This window comes from Bradyrhizobium jicamae (genome assembly GCF_018130215.1).
GTDB lineage: Bacteria > Pseudomonadota > Alphaproteobacteria > Rhizobiales > Xanthobacteraceae > Bradyrhizobium > Bradyrhizobium jicamae_A.
Window position 1 is genome coordinate 538,445 of sequence record NZ_JAFCKQ010000001.1, and the last position, 18,085, is coordinate 556,529.

Sequence of the window (18,085 nt, forward strand, 5' to 3'; positions counted from 1 at the left end):
TCATGTCCCGTCTCTCAACCCCCAATCTCGAAGCAGATACCGGTCCGTCGGGCCAGGTCTATGCACAGATCAAGAAGGCTGTCGGGGTCGTCCCGAACGCCTACGCGGCGCTCGCTGCCCATGGTCCGGCCGCGCTCAAGGCGATGGTCGCCGCGGACGCGGTGCTCGCCTCCGGCAGCCTGCCGAGGCGCGACCAGGAAATCATCAAGCTCGTCGTCAGCGCAGTCGGCGGCTGTGATTATTGTGTCGCCGCGCACACGCATTTCGCCCAGCGGGCAGGCCTGAAGCCGGACGTACTGAAGCAGATCCGTAACGGCCAGCCGACCGGCGACGCCAGGTACGATGCGCTGGTCCGTTTCGTCCGCAGGCTCGCACGAACCAGCGGCACGGTCAGCGATGAAGAGTTCGCCGCGATCAAGGCCGCGGGCTATACCGACGCGCAACTGGTCGAGATCAGCCTGGCGTTCTCGGTCATCGTGTTCACCAACATCTTCAATCGCATCAACGACACCGACGTCGACTTCCCCGCGGTCGCCTGAGGCGGCCGCGCGAGTCACGCGTTTGAAAGGATCACGACAATGACCACGCTCACGACAGTTCGAAATCCGCTGGTCCGCGCGCTCTACAGGTCCGGCCTGCTTGCCGAAGACCTCGACTACCACATCGTCCGGGCCTCGATGGTGATCATGTTCCTGTTCTTCGGTTACCAGAAATGGTTTCCGTATGAGTTCGAACGACTGGTCCCGTTCATCAGCAACGGGCCGCTGATCTGGTGGCTGTACCCGGTGTTCGGCCACGCCGGTGCCAGCTTTTTCCTGGGCGCTTCGGAATGGACGTTCGGGTCCCTGCTGCTGGCCGGCTTCTGGGACAAGCGGCTCGGCGTTCTCGGCGCGCTCGGCTCGACCGGCACCTTCATCGCAACCGTCACCATCATTCCGTTCATGCCTGACGGCTGGGATGTCGCGGCGGGAGGTTTCCCGGCGATGACGGGTAACGTGCCCTTCCTGATGAAGGATGTCGTGCTGCTCGCCGTCTCGCTCTACCTCCTGAAGCAGGACGCTATGCGCCTGGCGCGAGCGTAACGCGAGCCGACATACTGCCGACCGCCATGCATCGCCGGCGAGCAACCCGCTCGCCGGCGATGGCGCATTGGGATTACTCCTTCAGGTGCCGGCCTTCCTCTTCGCGCTGCAACGTGTTCCTCGACTGGCCTGGTGAACGGACTCGTTCGGCACAACTTGCACATCGTGGTTGGCCCGCCGAGCAACATGCTCTGCCAATCTGCCACTTGTCGGAGTTTCAATCCGTTGTATGTTGGAACATGCGGCACTCGCATGGCTGCTGCCCGAAACGGGCCGGCGTCACCATAAGCAGGGGCGAACCAACGCACCGGTTTTTGGGATCGAAAGCGATATGGCCGGCAGCGGACCGTTTGATACGTTCCCCAAATTGCTTCTGCGAAACTGCGCGCAGTTCGGCACGCGTCCGGCGTTTCGGCACAAGGATCTCGGCATCTGGCAGACCTGGACCTGGGCCCAAGTTGCCGAGATCGTGCGAGCCTATGCCGCAGGCTTGCATCGACTTGGATTGCAGTCAGGCGACACACTCGCCGTAGTCGGCTCCAATCGGCCGAAGCTCTACTGGACCATCATGGCAGCGCAGGCGCTGCACGCGATTCCGGTCCCGGTTTACTCGGACGCGGTTGCCGACGAGTTGGCGTTTGTTCTCGCCCACGCCGAGGTGAAGTTTGTCGCAGCACAAGACCAGGAGCAGGTCGACAAGATCCTGTCTGTGGCCGACCGACTGCCGCAACTCGGCAAGATCGTCTATGACGAGCCGCGTGGACTTGACGGCTACGACCACGGCCGATTGATCGCCATCGGCGATGTCATCGCGGACGGCCGCGCCTCGCTTGCGGCCGACGCGGCGCTTGGTGAACGGATTGATGAATACGTGGAGGCGGGCACCGGTTCGGATGTCGCGATCATCCTCTACACCTCGGGCACGACCGGCGCTCCGAAGGGCGTCATGCTGTCGATGCGAGGCTCCATCGATGCCGCAATCGATACCACGCGGTTCGACAAGCTGACCGACAAGGACGTGGTGCTCGCGTATCTGCCACTGGCTTGGGCGGGCGATCATTATGTCAGCTATGTCCAGGGCCTCGTCGCGGGATTCTGCATGGCCTGCCCCGAGAGCCGCGACACCATCGAGCAGGATCGGCATGAGATCGGACCGACCTACTATTTGGCCCCGCCACGCGGTTTTGAGGTCATGTTGACGCGGCTGATGGTCCGCATGGAGGACGCCGCGCCTATCAAGCGGCGGATGTTCAAATACTTTCTCGATGTTGCGCACCGGCACGGCGAGGCGATCCTGACCGGACATCCCGTGCCGCTGGCGGGCCGGTTGCTGTATGCGCTCGGGCGCTTGCTGATCTATGAGCCTCTCAAGAACGTTCTGGGCCTGTCGCGGGTGCGCGTGGCTTATACCGGAGGCGAGGCCATCGGTCCGGATCTGTTCACATTCTTCCGCTCGATCGGACTGAATCTGAAGCAGCTCTACGGTCAGACCGAAGCGTTCCTTTATGTGACGTGCCAGCCTGATGGCGAGATCTACTCCGACACGGTTGGTCCGGCGGCGCCGAACGTCGACATCCGTATCGCGGAATCAGGCGAAGTGCAGTTTCGCTCGCCCGGCATGTTCGTCGGATATTTCAAGGATCCGGCAAAGACCGCGGAAACCCTGACGTCCGACGGGTACATCAAGACCGGCGATGCCGGCTTTTTCGACGAGAAGACCGGGCATCTCAAGATCATCGATCGTGCGAAGGATGTCGGCCGGCTGGCCGACGGTACGATGTTTGCGCCGAAATATCTCGAGAACAAGCTGAAGTTCTACCCCAATATCAAGGAGGCGATCACGTTCGGCGACTCGAGGGAGTTCGTTTGTGCGATGCTCAACATCGACCCGGTCGCCGTCGCGAACTGGGCGGAACGCAACAACGTCGCCTACGGATCCTATCAGGAACTTGCCGGCCATCCGCTGGTCTACGACATGGTCGCGAAGGACGTTGCCGCGGCGAACCGTTCTCTCGTCAAGGAAAAGGTGCTTGCGGGCGCTCAGATTCGTCGCTTCCTCATTTTGCACAAGGAACTCGACGCGGACGATGGCGAACTGACCCGAACGCAGAAGATACGCCGCCGGTTCATTGCCGAACGCTATGCGCCGCTGCTCACCGCGATCTACAACGGCTCGCATGAGGCCGACATTTCCACCGAAGTCACGTTCGAGGATGGCCGCAAAGGCACGATCGCAGCCCGGCTCGTGATCCACGACATGCAGACGGCGGACTCGGCGGAGTCCCTGGGGAAGGCCGCATGAGGGCGCCGGACACCAGCGAAATCCTGCTTCAGGTCGAGGGCGTTTCACTGGCCTTCGGCGGCGTCAAGGCGCTGCGAGAGGTTTCGTTCAACATCAAGAAGGGCGAAATACGCGCCATCATCGGCCCCAACGGCGCCGGCAAAACCTCGATGCTCAACGTCATCAACGGTTTCTATCATCCCAATCATGGCGCAATCACCTTCAAGGGCCGCACCCGGGCCAGGATGCAGCCCTTCGAGGCCGCCCGCGGCGGCATCGCGCGCACCTTCCAGAATGTCGCGCTGTTCAAGGGAATGAGCGCGCTCGACAACATCATGACCGGCCGCGTCCTGAAGGTCCGCCGGGGCGTGTTGTGGCAGATGCTGCGTTACGGCCCGGCGCTGAAAGAGGAGATCGAGCATCGGCACCGGGTCGAGGAGATTATCGATTTCCTTGAGATCGAGGCGATCCGCAAGGTGCCGGTGGCTCGTTTGCCGTACGGCTTGCAGAAGCGCGTCGAACTCGGCCGCGCCCTCGCGATGGAGCCTGACCTTCTCCTCCTCGACGAGCCGATGGCAGGCATGAATCTCGAAGAGAAGGAGGACATGTCGCGGTTCATCATCGATGTGAACAATCATTACGGTACGACGATCGCGCTGATCGAACACGACATGGCCGTGGTCATGGATCTCTCGGATCGCGTGGCAGTGCTTGATCACGGCGTAAAGATCGCCGACGGCACGCCTGACGAGGTGAAGAGCAACCAGACCGTCATCGACGCCTATCTCGGCGTCGCACACTGAGGAGCTTCCGTGATCGCATTGGGGCAGTTTCTGGAAGTCCTGATCGGCGGATTGATGTCCGGCGTGCTCTACTCGCTGGTCGCGCTCGGCTTCGTACTGATCTTCAAGGCATCCGGCGTCTTCAATTTTGCCCAGGGCGCCATGGTATTGCTTGCAGGGCTGGCGCTGGTTCGCGCCCTCGATCTCCTGGTCGCCCACGGCGTTCCGTTTTGGGCCGCGATCGTCCTCGGCATCGGTTTTGGCGCCGCGATCATGGCGGCAACGGCTTGGCTGATCGAGCGGTTCGTGATCGGACCTCTTGTCAACCAGGACGGCCTCACCCTGTTCATGTCCACAATCGGCGTGACGTTCGTCCTCGAGGGTGCGGCGGAGATGATCTTCGGCTCGGATGTTTATCCGTTGCGACTATTCCCGACAGACGCCTGGTTTGTGTTTGAGGATCTCTTTCCCGGTGGAATTCTGGTCAACAAGCTCGACGTCTGGGGCGCCTTGATCGCAGGCATTCTGGTCGCCGGCCTCGCGATCTTCTTTCAGCGCACCAAGACCGGCCGCGCACTCAGGGCTGTGGCCGATGACCATTTGGCTGCCCACTCGGTCGGGATTCCGATCAGTTGGATCTGGTTCGTGGTCTGGCTTGTCGCCGGTCTCGTCGCACTGGTCGCGGCAACCGTGTGGGGGACCAAACTGGGCGTACAGTTCTCCATCACGTTCCTGGCGTTGAAGGCGCTGCCGGTTCTGATTATCGGCGGCCTCACCTCGATTCCGGGGGCCATCGTCGGCGGGCTCGTGGTAGGGGCGGGCGAGAAGATCGCCGAAGTGTACCTGGGGCCGTCGATTGGCGGCGGTATCGAATATTGGTTCCCCTACGTGCTGGCGTTGGCGGTGCTGCTCGTGCGACCGCAAGGCCTGTTCGGCGAGCGGATCATCGAGCGTATCTGAGGAGTTCGTTGTGCTCTATCGCGAGACTGGCCAGTTCAAGTCGAACTACGCGGAGGACATGGCGATCTTCCCGATCCGCCAGGACGGTATCGCGCTCGGCGTCTTGCTCGCCGTCGCGTTCATCGGCGTGCCGCTGCTCGCCACTCTCCATGTTTGGCCGTTCGGCACCGATTACCTGCTGTGGGCGATTCTGCTGCCATTCCTGATCCTCGCCCTCGCCGCTATCGGCACGAACATTCTCGTCGGCTATTGCGGCCAAATCTCGCTCGGCAGCGGCGCGTTCATGGCGATCGGTGCCTATTCCGCGTACAAGCTGGCGACCGGCGTTCATATCCCACTTGCCTGGCTGGGCATTGCGATCACGATCCCGCCGTTGCCCGTCCTGGCTTCCATTCTGCTCGGAGGGCTCGCGGCTGCGGGCTTCGGAATTGCCTTCGGGATTCCCAGCCTGCGGATCAAGGGCCTCTATCTGGCGGTTGCAACGCTCGCGGCACAGTTCTTCTTCGACTGGGTCTTCCTGCGGGTCCCGTGGTTCACCAATTACGCGCCGTCGGGCTCGGTCAATGCGCCGGAGCTGAATTTCTTCGGCGTGATCGTTCAAACGCCGATCCAGCGCTATCTGCTATGCCTGACATTCGTCACGGTGATCGCGATCATGGCCAAGAACCTTGTGCGCGGCAATCTCGGCAGGCAGTGGATGGCAATCCGCGACATGGACATCGCTGCCGAACTGATCGGCATCCGCCCCCTCTACGCAAAGCTCACCGCTTTCGCGGTTTCTTCCTTTATCGTCGGCGTGGCGGGAGCTCTCTGGGCATTCGTCTACCTGGGCTCTTGGGAGCCGCTCGCGTTCTCGATCGACCGTTCTCTGGACCTTCTGTTCATGGTCATCATCGGCGGGCTTGGATCGATCATGGGTTCGTTCGTCGGGGCGGCCTTTGTCCTCATTGTGCCGGTCATGCTGAACCTGATTCCAGCCGAGCTCGGCGTACCGCTGTCGACGCAAACGATCACTCACCTGCAATTCATCATCTTCGGATCGTTGATCTGCTATCTGCTCATCAAGGAACCCCGTGGGTTCGCCCGGCTGATTTCGATCGGGAAGGAGAAGCTCAGACTGTGGCCGTTTCCGTATTGAGGGAGCGATCGGACCTCGATCGCAACGCGGACGGCGGCCGTCGGAAGGAGGAATGAAGCAAATCCCCCGCACTGAAAAAGAGGGATTCAAGGAGGAGGATATCAGGATGACAAATGTTGCACGCAAGCTACTGATACTGGCGGCGGCCGTCCTGTCGGGCGCCGCGTTCACCACACCTGCCGCAGCCCAAAACGAGCAATTCATCCCCATCCTGTCCTACCGGACAGGTCCGTATGCCGTGAATGGCGCACCATTCGCAAACGGCATGGCCGACTACTACAACCTGGTCAACGAGCGCGACGGCGGCATCAATGGCGTCAAGCTCCTGGTCGAGGAATGCGAGACCGCTTACGCGACCGACAAGGGCGTCGAGTGTTACGAACGTCTCAAGAGCAAGGGACCAACCGGCGCGGCCTTCTTCAATCCGCTGTCGACCGGCATCACCTTCGCTCTCACCGAGAAGACCGCGGCGGACAAAATCCCGATCGTCACGATGGGGTACGGCCGAGCCGATTCCAAGAATGGCGCAGTATTCCCGTACAATTTTCCGCTGCTCGGGACCTACTGGTCGGCGGCCGACATCGCAATCCAGCATGTAGCCAAGGAACTTGGTGGATTCGACAAGCTCAAAGGCAGGAAGATTTCGCTGCTGTATCACGACAGCCCATACGGGAAGGAGCCGATCCCGATGCTGCAGGTGCTGGCGCAGAAATACGGCTTTGAGTTTACGCCGATACCCGTCACGCACCCGGGAGTCGAGCAGAAGTCGCAGTGGCTGGCGATCCGCCAGAACCGGCCGGATTATGTCCTGGTCTGGGGCTGGGGGGTCATGAACAGCACGGCGATCAAGGAAGCCGCCTCGGTTGCCTATCCGCGCGACAAGATGCTCGGTGTCTGGTGGTCAGGCGCTGAGCCGGATGTGACGCCGGCAGGTGATCAGGCTGCTGGCTACAAAGCGCTGATGCTTCAGCACGGCGCCGGCAGGTTTCCCGTGCATGCCGACATAGAGAAGTACGTCTATGCAAAGGGCAAAGGCTTATCGGAACCGGGCAAGATCGGCGAAGTCCTCTACAACCGCGGCATGGTGAATGCCATGCTCGGCGTAGAGGCGATCCGCAAGGCGCAGGAAAAGTTCGGCAAGAAGCCGCTGACGGGCGAGCAGATCCGTTGGGGGCTGGAGAACCTTATCCTCACCGATGCACGTATCAAGGAACTCGGCTTTGAGGGGATGATGAAGCCGGTCAGCATTTCCTGCGCCGACCACGAGGGTGCGCGCTACGGGCGCGTCCAGCAGTGGGATGGCAAGGGTTGGAAAGTGATCTCCGACTGGTACACGGCCGACGAATCGCTCATCGAACCGCTCGTCGCCGACGTGTCTGCCAAATATGCCGCGGAAAAAAAGATCAAGCCGCGCGACTGCGCGAAGGAAACCTGATCCCGTGCGAACGATCCGGGAGGCAGGTTCGCCTGCTCCCGGATCCCGGAAGCTCCAACCGTCTGGAGGGCTGCGCGTGTCAACTCCCAAGACCGCCACGGCGGCGCTGATACTGTCGGTCAACAATGTCGAGGTCGTCTACGATCATGTCATCCTTGTGCTGAAGGGCGTGTCGCTGGATGTACCGAGCGGCGGCATCGTTGCGCTTCTTGGCGCCAATGGTGCCGGCAAGACGACGACCCTGAAGGCGGTTTCCAATCTGCTGCACGCAGAGCGCGGCGAAGTCACCAAAGGCTCGATCCTGTTCGATGGCGTCGAGGTGCAATCCTTGACGCCGAACGAAGTGGTGCGCCGCGGCTGCATTCAGGTGATGGAGGGGCGGCGAGCCTTCGCTCATCTCACGCTCGAAGAGAATCTTTTGACCGGCGCCTTTACGCGCAAGGATGGCAAGTCGGCGATTGCACAGGATCTTGAGCGGGTCTACGCCTATTTTCCGCGGCTCAAGGAGCGGCGCGCCTCAACGGCGGGCTACACGTCGGGCGGCGAACAACAGATGTGTGTCATCGGACGCGCACTGATGGCGCGCCCGAAGATGATCCTGCTCGATGAGCCTTCGATGGGACTCGCGCCGCAGATCGTCGAGGAGATTTTCGAAATCGTGAAGAACCTCAACGCCAGGGAAGGCGTCTCGTTTCTTCTCGCCGAGCAAAACACCAACATGGCGCTCCGATACGCCAGCCACGGCTTCATCCTCGAAAATGGCCGCGTGGTAATGGACGGAGAGGCGCGGGCACTCGCGGCCAACGAGGACGTCAAGGAATTCTACCTTGGCGTCGCGGGTGACAAGCGAAAATCATTTCGCGATGTGAAGCACTACAAGCGGCGCAAGCGTTGGCTTGCTTAGCCGATGAGTGGCGTCACAGGCCGGCTACACGCCGGCCATCATCACGTATTTGATCTCGACATATTCATCCATGCCGTGACGCGAGCCTTCGCGGCCGAGGCCGCTTTCCTTGACGCCACCGAACGGCGCGACCTCGGTCGTGATCAGGCCGGAGTTGACACCGACCATGCCCGACTCCAGGGCTTCGGCAACGCGCCAGACCCGGCCGATGTCACGCGAGTAGAAGTAGGAGGCGAGGCCGAACGGCGAATTGTTGCACATCGCGATCACCTCGGCTTCGTCCTTGAAGCGGAACACGGGCGCGAGCGGACCGAACGTCTCCTCGTGCGCGACCAGCGCGTCCGGCTTCACGTTGGCGAGCACGGTCGGCTCGAAGAACGAGCCGCCGAGCGCGTGGCGCTTGCCCCCGGTAATGATCCTTGCGCCACCCTTCACGGCATCGTCGATGTGCTTTTCGACCTTCAGGACGGCGTCCAGATTGATCAGCGGGCCCTGCACCACGCCCTGCTCCGTGCCGTCGCCAACCTTCATCGCGGCGACCTTCTTCGACAACTTGTCGACGAACTCGTCGTAGATCTTGTCCTGGGCGTAGAGACGGTTGGCGCAGACGCAGGTCTGGCCCATGTTGCGATATTTGGAGACGATCGCGCCCTCGACCGCGGCGTCGATGTCGGCATCGTCGAACACCACGAACGGCGCGTTGCCGCCAAGCTCGAGCCCGAGCTTCTTCACGCCGACCGCCGCCTGCTCGTAGAGGATCTTGCCGACTTCCGTCGAGCCGGTGAAGCCGACGAAGCGCACCGCAGGATGCTCGCACAGCACCTTGCCGATCGCCGACGAATTGCCGGTGAGGATGTTGAACACGCCCTTCGGCACGCCGGCCTTCTCGGCAAGCGCGACCAGAGCGAGCGCGGTGAGCGGGGTTTCATTGGCGGGCTTCAGCACCACGGTGCAGCCCGCGGCCAACGCTGGCGATACCTTGCGGGTGATCATCGAGCACGGGAAGTTCCATGGCGTGATCGCGCCACAGACGCCGATCGGCTGCCGGATCGCGAGCAAGCGCGCATCCGGGCGTTGCGTCGGGATGGTCTCGCCATAAACCCGGCGCGCTTCCTCGGCATAGAATTCGACGTAGGCGCCGCCGATATCGACCTCGCCGAGCGCCTCGGCGAGGGGCTTGCCTTGCTCGGAGGTCAGGATCAGCGCGAGGTCCTCGCGATTGGCGGCGATCAGGTCGAACCATTTGCGCAGGATGTTGGACCGCTGCTTCGCGGTCAGCTTGGCCCAGGCCGGGAACGCGCGCTCGGCGGCTTCGACGGCCTGTGTCGTCTCCGCCGTGCTCATGACCGGGATTTTGGCAAGCTCCACGCCGTTGACCGGATTGGTCACGGGACGCGACGGCGTCCCGACCCAGGCGCCGTCGATATAGCAGCGGTCGCGCAGCAGCGACGGATCCTTCAGCCGGTCGTGGAGAGATATGGCGGATTGCGCAGCACGTGCGGCAACGGGTGGGGTCATGGCGGGACTCCTCTATTTTGGGAGGGGATATTTTTGGCTTGTATAGGCCGAAATGCGCGACAATGCATTGCCCTGGAACGCTACCCTGCTTGCCCGCAAACGCGGCCGTGCGTCGCGCGACGTCGCCTGTCATCGACCTGTCATTTCCGCACATCCAGATGACGAAGCCGGAACGACGTGCGCGGGAAGATCAGGCCGCGCCGTTCATATACGTCTCGCGGCGGCCGATCATGCGATGGGCGGCTGCCTTGGCATCGGCCTTGGTCGAGGTCGCGCAGGTGCGGTATTCGAGGTCCGCCTGTGCTGACGTGTCGCGGCGGCCGAACCAGGATTTCGAGCCGGTCTGCAGCAAGGCGAGCGCCTGCGCGACATTGTCGACCGCCTCGAACGAGTGCAGCGCGCCGGTACCCGCGTAGCGGACTTCATAAATACCCGGGCTGATCGGCGCCTCGATATTCTCGCCGCGGCCCGGTCGCGGATAGCGCTTCCACTCACTCCAGGTCGAAATCATCACGTCCCCGCAATCCCGAAAATAACGAACAGTTTCGTCAAATCATCGACACTTGCCGCACGGTTTGTGCAGCGATCTGAATGCGTTAATGCAAAAATTCACGTACGGAAATCGGCCTCGCCATCACGTTAACGTGGGCGCTCCCTTAGGTCACCAGGATTGAGGCAAAGTCCCCCGCAAAATCCGCGCACGTGGTGAAAATCGGTTGCGCGCAGGCCTTGTGCAAGGCCGCTCTCGCCTTCGACCATCACGAGATCGCGACATCATCACCTTGCACCGTCCTTGCGGGACCCGAAAAGCGGGAGGATGATCCGCGCGCTCCAAAACAATAACCCACCGGAGGAAACCCCCAATGCAGAGCAAGGCTCAGATCGATCAGGTTTTGCGTCAGAAGAGCGAGGCGAAGGAGATTCCCGGCGTTGTCGCAGTCGCGGCAACGGGCAAGGACGTGATCTACCAGGGCGCGTTCGGCAAGCGCGACCTCTCCAAGGACGATGCCATGACCGCGGACAGCGTGTTCTGGATCGCTTCGATGACCAAGGCCGTGACATCGGCGGGCGCTATGCAGTTGGTCGAGCAGGGCAAGCTGTCGCTCGATGAGCCGATCGGCAAGCTGCTTCCCGACCTCGCCGCGCCACAGGTGCTCGAAGGCTTCGACGCCAAGGGCGAGCCGAAGCTGCGCCCGGCGAAGAAGCCGATCACGCTGCGCCTGCTCCTGACCCACACCGCCGGCTTCTGCTACGACGTGTGGAACGGGGAATTCGCGCAATATTTGCAGAAGACCGGAAATCCGAACATCTTCAGCTGCCTGAACGCCGCGCTGAAGGCACCGATCATGTCCGATCCGGGCACGCGCTGGGAATACGGCATCAACATCGATTTCGTCGGCAAGGCCGTGGAAGCTGCCAGCGGCAAGCGGCTCGACGCCTACCTGCGTGACCAGATGTTCGCGCCGCTCGGCATGAGCGACACCGGATTCAAGATCACCGACGACATGCGCAAGCGGCTGGTCGGCGTGCATGCGCGCGGCGAGGATGGGACGCTGGCTCCGATCCCGTTCGAGCTCGAGCAGAATCCGGAATTTCATATGGGCGGCGGCGGCCTCTACGGCACCGCGGGCGATTACATCAAGTTCTGCCAGATGATCCTGAACAAGGGCCGCGGCAACGGCAATCAGGTGCTCAAGCCGGAGACGGTCGCATTGATGAGCCAGAACCACATCGGCGATCTCGCCATGGGCAAGATGAAGACGACCGCGCCCGTGTACACCAACGATGTCGATCTCTATCCCGACATCGTCAAGAAGTGGGGCCTCTCCTTCATGATCAATACCGCCAAGACAGCGGAGGGCCGCAGTGCGGGCAGCCTGGCCTGGGCCGGCCTTGCCAACACCTATTTCTGGATCGACCCGGCGCGCGATGTCGCTGGCGTGATCCTGATGCAGCTGTTGCCGTTCGTCGACAGCAAATGCCTTGAAGCCTTCGCGGGCTTCGAGCGCGGCGTCTATGCCGGCCTCGATGCCGGCAGCGGACAGAGGGCGGCCTGAGCCGCAACCGGGCAAACACGACAGGACCAAGCTCCCTCTCCCCGTTCCTACGGGGAGAGGTGAAGCGAAACCTGCGGTTCAATTAGGTTGAAATCCCTCCCCCTCGGCCGGGGAGGGATTTTTTCGTACCCTTCTTATGTCGGGCCTGTCCCCCGCGCGCCAAGCGACTAAGATCGCGTCCAAAACGACGCGGCACGCGCCCAGGATGGAGGGAACGACCTTGGCAACAAAGGCTGACAGTTACGTTTGCGGCATTTCCGACACGCCGCTGCTCGGGGAAACCATCGGGCGCAGCCTCGACCGCGCGCGCGAGCGCTGGGGCAGCCGCGAGGCTCTGGTCTCCCCCAGCCACGATGTGCGCTGGACCTGGAACGAATTCGCCGAACGTGTCGAGGCGCTGGCGGCGGGCTTCATCGCTCTCGGCCTGGAACGCGGCGAGCGGATCGGCATCTGGTCGCTGAACCGGCCGGAATGGACACTGACGCAATTCGCTGCGGCAAAAGCGGGACTGATCCTCGTCACCATCAACCCGGCCTATCGCCTGAGCGAGCTCGAATTCGCGCTCGGCAAGGTGGGCTGCGCGGCAATCGTGACAGCGACCGCGTTCAAGACTTCGGCCTATATGGAGATGCTGAACACGCTGCTGCCCGAGCTCGCCGGCTCCGCGCCCGGCCGCCTGCAATCGGCGCGGCTGCCGCAATTGCGCGCCGTGATCCAGATCGGTGGCCCGGCCGCGCCGGGCACCATTCCGTTCGAGCAGGTCGCGCAGATGGGCGAACCGCGGCATCGCGAGCAGCTTCTCGCGCTGGCCGAGAGCCTGCAATTCGACGATCCCGTCAACATCCAGTTCACCAGCGGCACCACGGGCTCGCCCAAGGGCGTGACGCTGACCCATCACAACATCCTCAACAACGGCTACTTCACCGGCCTGGCGATGCGGCTGACCGAGCACGATCGCATCTGCATCCCGGTGCCGCTCTATCACTGCTTCGGCATGGTGATGGGCAACCTCGCCTCCGTCACGCTGGGCACCACCATGGTCTATCCGGGCGAGGGCTTCGATCCGCTGGCGACGCTGACGACGGTCGCGCAGGAGAAGTGCACGACGCTCTATGGCGTGCCGACGATGTTCATCGCCGAGCTCGATCATCCGGAGTTCAAGCGCTTCGACCTGTCCTCGCTGCGCACCGGCATCATGGCCGGCGCGCCCTGCCCGATCGAGGTGATGAAGCGCGTCAACACCGAGATGAACATGCGCGAGGTGACGATCGCCTACGGCATGACCGAAACCAGCCCGGTGAGTTTCCAGAGCGCGACCGACGATCCGCTGGAGCGCCGTGTCTCCACCGTCGGGCGCATCCATCCGCATGTCGAGGTCAAGGTGGTCGATCTCGACGGCAAGGTGGTGCCGCGCGGCGGACGCGGCGAGCTCTGCACCCGCGGCTACAGCATCATGCTGGGCTATTGGGACGAGAAGGAGAAAACCGCTGACGTGCTCGACGCCAATGGCTGGATGCATACCGGCGACCTCGCCGTGATCGACGACGAGGGCTATTGCAACATCGTCGGCCGCATCAAGGACATGGTCATCAGGGGCGGCGAGAATCTTTATCCGCGCGAGATCGAGGAATTCCTCTACCGCCATCCGAAGATCCAGGACGTGCAGATCTTCGGCGTCGCCGACGACCGCTATGGCGAGGAGCTGTGCGCATGGGTCAGAGTACGCTCGGGCGAGACGCTCACCGCGGACGAAGTCCGCTCGTTCTGCCAGGGCCAGATCGCCCACAACAAGATCCCGCGCTATGTCGAGTTCGTCGAGGAATTCCCGATGACGGTGACCGGCAAGATCCAGAAGTTCGTGATGCGCGATGCGGTCGAGCAGCGGCTCGGTCTGAAGGCCGCGAAGACGGCATGAGGCGCTTTCTTTCCTCTCGCCCCGCCCTTGCGGGGAGAGGGTTGGGGTGAGGGGCCGCCTCCGCGAATTCTATTCGGATGAGTACGCGAAAACTCCCCCTCACCCGCTAGCGGGGCGAGGTGGGAGACGCCCTAGACCAGCAATCCCTGCTTCGTCGCCAGCTCCTTCAGCGACACCTTCGGCCGTGCGCCGATGTGCTGGATCACTTCGGCCGCGGCGAGTGCGCCGAGGCGGCCGGCATTCTCATAGCCCGCGTTGCGCACGAGGCCGACCAGGAAGCCGGCCGCGAACAGGTCGCCGGCACCGGTGGTGTCGACCAGCCTGTCGATCGGGAAAGCAGGCGCTGACGTGACGCCGTCCTTCGAGACCACGACGCAGCCCTTCTCGCTGCGGGTGACGACGCCGAGCTTCGTGTCCTTGCCGAACTGCTTCAGCGCGGTGTCGAAATCCGAGGTCTGGTACAGCGAGTGCAGCTCGGACTCGTTGGAGAACACCACGTCGACCGTGCCCTTACGCATCAGGTCGAGGAATTCGTCACGGTAGCGATCGACGCAGAACGAATCCGACAGCGTCAGCGCGACCTGGCGGCAGGCGCCATGCGCGACCGTCGCCGCCTTGACGAAGGCGTCCTTGGCGTTCTTCGGATCCCAGAGGTAGCCCTCGAGATAGATGATGCCGGCGGCTTCGATCTGGGCCGGATCGATGTCGTCGGGCGTCAGATCCTGCGCGGCGCCGAGATAGGTGTTCATGGTGCGCTCGCCGTCCGGCGTCACCAGGATGTAGGAGCAGCCGGTGGCGGGTCCGGCAGTCGCCGGTTTGGTGTCGAAGGCCACGCCGACCGCGCGGATGTCATGAACATAGAGGCGGCCGATCTGATCGTCCTTGACCTTGCCGACATAGGCTGCGCGAGCACCCAGGCTGCCGACCCCGACGATGGTGTTCGCGGCCGATCCGCCCGACATCTCGGTCGCCACGCCCATGTCACGATAGATCGCGCCGGCGCGAGCCTCGTCGATCAGCGACATGCTTCCCTTTGTCATGCCATGCCGGGCCAGAAATGCCTCGTCGGTCTGCACCAGCACGTCGAAGATCGCGTTGCCGATCCCGAGAACGTCATATTTTGCGTCAGCCATTGACCTGCCCTTGTTAAGGCCATCCACGAAAGGCTGCGGCCTATCACGTTACACCTAGCGCCAGCAAGGGAAGCGGCTGCTATAGAGACGCGATGATCCGCTCCTTCCTCACGGTTTCCACGGGAACACTGTCTTCGCGGCTGCTCGGCTTCGTGCGCGATTCCGTGATCGCGGCGCTGCTCGGCGCGGGGCCGGTCGCGGATGCATTCCTGGCGGCGTTTCAGCTTATGAACGTGGTGCGGCGGCTGCTCTCCGAGGGCGGGCTGAACGCCGCGCTTGTGCCGGCCTGGCTCAAGGTCCGCGACAGCGACGGCGAGGCAGCAGCACGGGCCTTTGCCGGCCGCGTGCTCGGCACCGTCAGCGCTGCGGTGATCGCGGCGGCGCTGGTGCTCGGCGTGCTGATGCCGTTCGTGATCGCGGCGATCGCGCCCGGCTTCGTCGGCCGCGAGACGCTGCAATTCGCAGTCGACGACGCCCGCCTGATGCTGCCTTATCTCGCCTTCGCCGGCCCCGTCACGGTGATGATGGGGCTGCTCAATGCGCAGGGCCGCTTCGCGCTGACCGCATTCTCGCCACTGCTGTTCAACATCGCGCTGATCGCAGTCATGATCGTGCTGCTGGCGCGGCAGCACGATCCTGCGCAGGCCGCACGGGTGGTGGCGGCGACGATCGGCATTGCCGGTTTCCTGCAACTCTCGATGCTCGTCTTGCGCGGCGGCATGGTGGCCTCGCCGCTGCGCGTCTCGTTCGACGAGGAGATGCGCGGCTTCCTCAGCCGCGCGGTCCCTGGCATGGTCGCCAGCAGCGCGCCGCAATGGCTGATGGTCGCGGGCGCGGTGATCGCATCCGGCGCGCCGTCGGCGGTGTCCTGGCTCTATTTCGCCAACCGCCTGCTGGAACTGCCGCTCGGCATCGTCGGCGTCACGATGGGCACCGTGCTGGTCCCCGAAATGACGCGCGCGGTGCGCGGCGGCGATCGCGTCGCGATCGCACATGCCGAATCCCGCGGGCTGGAGCTCGCGGTCGGGCTGGCGTTTCCGGCAACGCTCGGCCTGATCGTGCTGAGCGAGCCGATCGTGCGCCTGTTGTTCGAGCATGGCGCCTTCACGGCAGAGGATACCGCTGCGACGGCGCGCGTTCTGATCTGGCTGATCCTGGCTTTGCCCGCGCATGTGCTGGTGAAAGCGCTGTCGCCGGCGTTCTTCGCGCGCGAGGACACCATGACGCCGCTGCTGGCTACGCTGAAGGCCGTCGTGGTCGCGATCGCGGGCGCCTTCCTGCTTGGCCGCCTCTTCGGGGCAGACGGGATTGCCGCCGGGATCGCACTCGGCGCCTGGAGCAATGCGCTGTCACTGCTCCGCAACGGCGCGGCGAGCTTCGGCTTCTCGATCGACGCCGACGGCCGACGCCGGCTGCCGCGCATCCTCGCGGCCGCGCTCGCGATGGGCGCCGTGCTGTGGCTCGCGGCCCGCGCCCTGCCGGCCGGCGCGCACGGACTTGTGCAGGCCATTGCGCTGCTGGCGCTGATCGCGGCCGGCATCGCCACTTACGGCCTGTTTTTGCAGCTTTTCGGCGTCACCGGCTGGCGCGCGGCGGTTAACGCGATCCGGCAAAAGCGCGCGGCCTGACTTGCGCGCGCGGGGCTTAAGTGGCAAACGACGCGGCAAAGGCAGGGACTTAGACCATGGCGTTCGTTGAACGGGTTTTCTCAGGCGTCCAGCCGACGGGCAATCTGCACCTCGGCAACTATCTCGGCGCCATCGTCAACTTCGTGAAGATGCAGCAGACCCATAACTGCATCTATTGCGTCGTCGACATGCACGCGATCACCCAGGGCGTCGACGTCTGGGGTGGCCCGGCCGAGCTCGCGCGCAACACCCGCGAGGTGACCGCGGCGTTCATTGCGGCGGGCATCGACCCCAAGAGGCACATCGTCTTCAACCAGAGCCAGGTGACCGGCCATGCCGAGCTGACCTGGATCTTCAACTGCGTCGCGCGGGTCGGCTGGCTCAGCCGCATGACCCAGTTCAAGGAGAAAGCCGGCAAGGACCGCGAGAACGCCTCGGTCGGTCTCTACGACTATCCCGTCCTCATGGCGGCCGACATCCTGCTGTACCGCGCGACCCATGTCCCGGTCGGCGAGGACCAGAAGCAGCATCTCGAACTGTCCCGCGACATCGCGCAGAAGTTCAACAACGACTTCGGCGATTCGATCCGCGGCCTGGGCTTCAATGAGGGGCTGTACTTCCCGCAGCCCGAGCCGCTCATTACGGGACCGGCAACGCGGGTGATGAGCCTGCGCGACGGCACCAAGAAGATGTCGAAGTCGGATCCGTCGGACAATTCGCGCATCAACCTGACCGACGACGCCGACACCATCGCGCAGAAGATCCGCAAGGCGAAGACCGATCCGGAGCCGCTGCCGTCCGAGGAGAAAGGCCTCGAGCCGCGTCCCGAGGCCGACAACCTCGTCGGCATATACGCGGCGCTCGCCGACGTCACCAAGCAGGAGGTGCTGAACCAGTTCGGCGGCGGCCAGTTCTCCAGCTTCAAGAACGCGCTGGTGGAGGTTTGCGTTGCAAAACTGGCGCCGATCGCATCCGAGATGAAGCGGCTGGTGGCCGATCCCGGCCATGTCGATTCCATCCTGATCGACGGCGCCAACCGCGCCCGCGTGATCGCCGACGAAACGATGCGCACCACCAAGGACATCGTCGGCTTCATCCGTCCGCGCTGATCCCGCCAAACAAGAACGGCCACGCTGCCTCTCCCAATCGGAGAGGGAGTGTGGCAGCATGGGCTTTGTCTGAGCATGATCTGTTTCGGAAACCCGCTTCACGCTTTTCGCTGACGCGGCCCTCCGGGTCCGGATAGTGCTCG

At 63.2% G+C, this 18,085-nt stretch carries 15 protein-coding genes; 12 read left to right on the forward strand and 3 right to left on the reverse strand.

Translation table 11 applies throughout. From position 1 onward, the window contains the following. The first annotated feature begins 2 nt into the window (after positions 1–2). From JQ586_RS02450 to JQ586_RS02485, 8 genes are all read left to right on the forward strand, one after another. A complete protein-coding gene (locus JQ586_RS02450; RefSeq protein WP_212392879.1) occupies positions 3–539 on the forward strand; it encodes a carboxymuconolactone decarboxylase family protein in 537 nt (178 codons plus the stop codon). 39 nt (positions 540–578) lie between these two features. Then, positions 579–1,082: a YkgB family protein gene (locus JQ586_RS02455; RefSeq protein WP_212392880.1), complete on the forward strand. Its 504-nt coding sequence runs from the start codon at positions 579–581 to the stop codon at positions 1,080–1,082. A 331-nt stretch (positions 1,083–1,413) separates the two neighbouring features. Further along, positions 1,414–3,384, forward strand: coding sequence for an AMP-binding protein (locus JQ586_RS02460; RefSeq protein ID WP_212392881.1), 1,971 nt, complete (start codon positions 1,414–1,416; stop codon positions 3,382–3,384). Beyond that, on the forward strand, positions 3,381–4,166 hold the full coding sequence (locus JQ586_RS02465) for an ABC transporter ATP-binding protein (protein WP_212392882.1): 786 nt from the start codon (positions 3,381–3,383) through the stop codon (positions 4,164–4,166). The genes JQ586_RS02460 and JQ586_RS02465 overlap by 4 nt, the downstream gene beginning before the upstream one ends. A gap of 54 nt (positions 4,167–4,220) precedes the next feature. Continuing rightward, positions 4,221–5,105: a branched-chain amino acid ABC transporter permease gene (locus JQ586_RS02470; RefSeq protein WP_212393004.1), complete on the forward strand. Its 885-nt coding sequence runs from the start codon at positions 4,221–4,223 to the stop codon at positions 5,103–5,105. 10 nt (positions 5,106–5,115) lie between these two features. Beyond that, positions 5,116–6,243 (forward strand): branched-chain amino acid ABC transporter permease, encoded by a 1,128-nt coding sequence (locus JQ586_RS02475; protein ID WP_212393005.1) that lies wholly within the window; start codon positions 5,116–5,118, stop codon positions 6,241–6,243. Between the two features lie 106 nt (positions 6,244–6,349). Further along, a complete protein-coding gene (locus JQ586_RS02480) occupies positions 6,350–7,678 on the forward strand; it encodes an ABC transporter substrate-binding protein (protein ID WP_212393006.1) in 1,329 nt (442 codons plus the stop codon). A gap of 70 nt (positions 7,679–7,748) precedes the next feature. Then, complete coding sequence (locus tag JQ586_RS02485; RefSeq protein WP_212393007.1) at positions 7,749–8,582, forward strand: ABC transporter ATP-binding protein; 834 nt, start codon at positions 7,749–7,751, stop codon at positions 8,580–8,582. 24 nt (positions 8,583–8,606) lie between these two features. Here the strand turns inward: JQ586_RS02485 and JQ586_RS02490 are convergent, their stop codons facing one another. Together JQ586_RS02490 and JQ586_RS02495 are read right to left on the reverse strand one after the other, a co-directional pair. Then, positions 8,607–10,100 (reverse strand): NAD-dependent succinate-semialdehyde dehydrogenase, encoded by a 1,494-nt coding sequence (locus JQ586_RS02490; protein WP_212392883.1) that lies wholly within the window; start codon positions 10,098–10,100, stop codon positions 8,607–8,609. 190 nt (positions 10,101–10,290) lie between these two features. Further along, positions 10,291–10,611, reverse strand: coding sequence for a hypothetical protein (locus JQ586_RS02495; protein ID WP_212393008.1), 321 nt, complete (start codon positions 10,609–10,611; stop codon positions 10,291–10,293). Positions 10,612–10,963: 352 nt separating this feature from the next. Between JQ586_RS02495 and JQ586_RS02500 the strand changes: the two genes are divergently transcribed. Together JQ586_RS02500 and JQ586_RS02505 are read left to right on the forward strand one after the other, a co-directional pair. Next, on the forward strand, positions 10,964–12,157 hold the full coding sequence (locus tag JQ586_RS02500) for a serine hydrolase (RefSeq protein WP_212392884.1): 1,194 nt from the start codon (positions 10,964–10,966) through the stop codon (positions 12,155–12,157). A 205-nt stretch (positions 12,158–12,362) separates the two neighbouring features. Continuing rightward, positions 12,363–14,072 carry an AMP-binding protein gene (locus tag JQ586_RS02505; protein WP_212392885.1) on the forward strand — a complete coding sequence of 570 codons (1,710 nt, stop codon included), beginning with the start codon at positions 12,363–12,365 and terminating at the stop codon, positions 14,070–14,072. Between the two features lie 131 nt (positions 14,073–14,203). Here the strand turns inward: JQ586_RS02505 and JQ586_RS02510 are convergent, their stop codons facing one another. After that, on the reverse strand, positions 14,204–15,205 hold the full coding sequence (locus tag JQ586_RS02510) for an adenosine kinase (RefSeq protein WP_212392886.1): 1,002 nt from the start codon (positions 15,203–15,205) through the stop codon (positions 14,204–14,206). A 92-nt stretch (positions 15,206–15,297) separates the two neighbouring features. Here JQ586_RS02510 and murJ point away from each other — a divergent pair, with 92 nt between their 5' ends. Continuing rightward, positions 15,298–16,833 carry a murein biosynthesis integral membrane protein MurJ gene (gene murJ / locus JQ586_RS02515; RefSeq protein WP_212392887.1) on the forward strand — a complete coding sequence of 512 codons (1,536 nt, stop codon included), beginning with the start codon at positions 15,298–15,300 and terminating at the stop codon, positions 16,831–16,833. Positions 16,834–16,889: 56 nt separating this feature from the next. Then, positions 16,890–17,942, forward strand: coding sequence for a tryptophan--tRNA ligase (gene trpS / locus JQ586_RS02520; protein WP_212392888.1), 1,053 nt, complete (start codon positions 16,890–16,892; stop codon positions 17,940–17,942). The last annotated feature ends 143 nt before the right edge of the window (positions 17,943–18,085 follow it).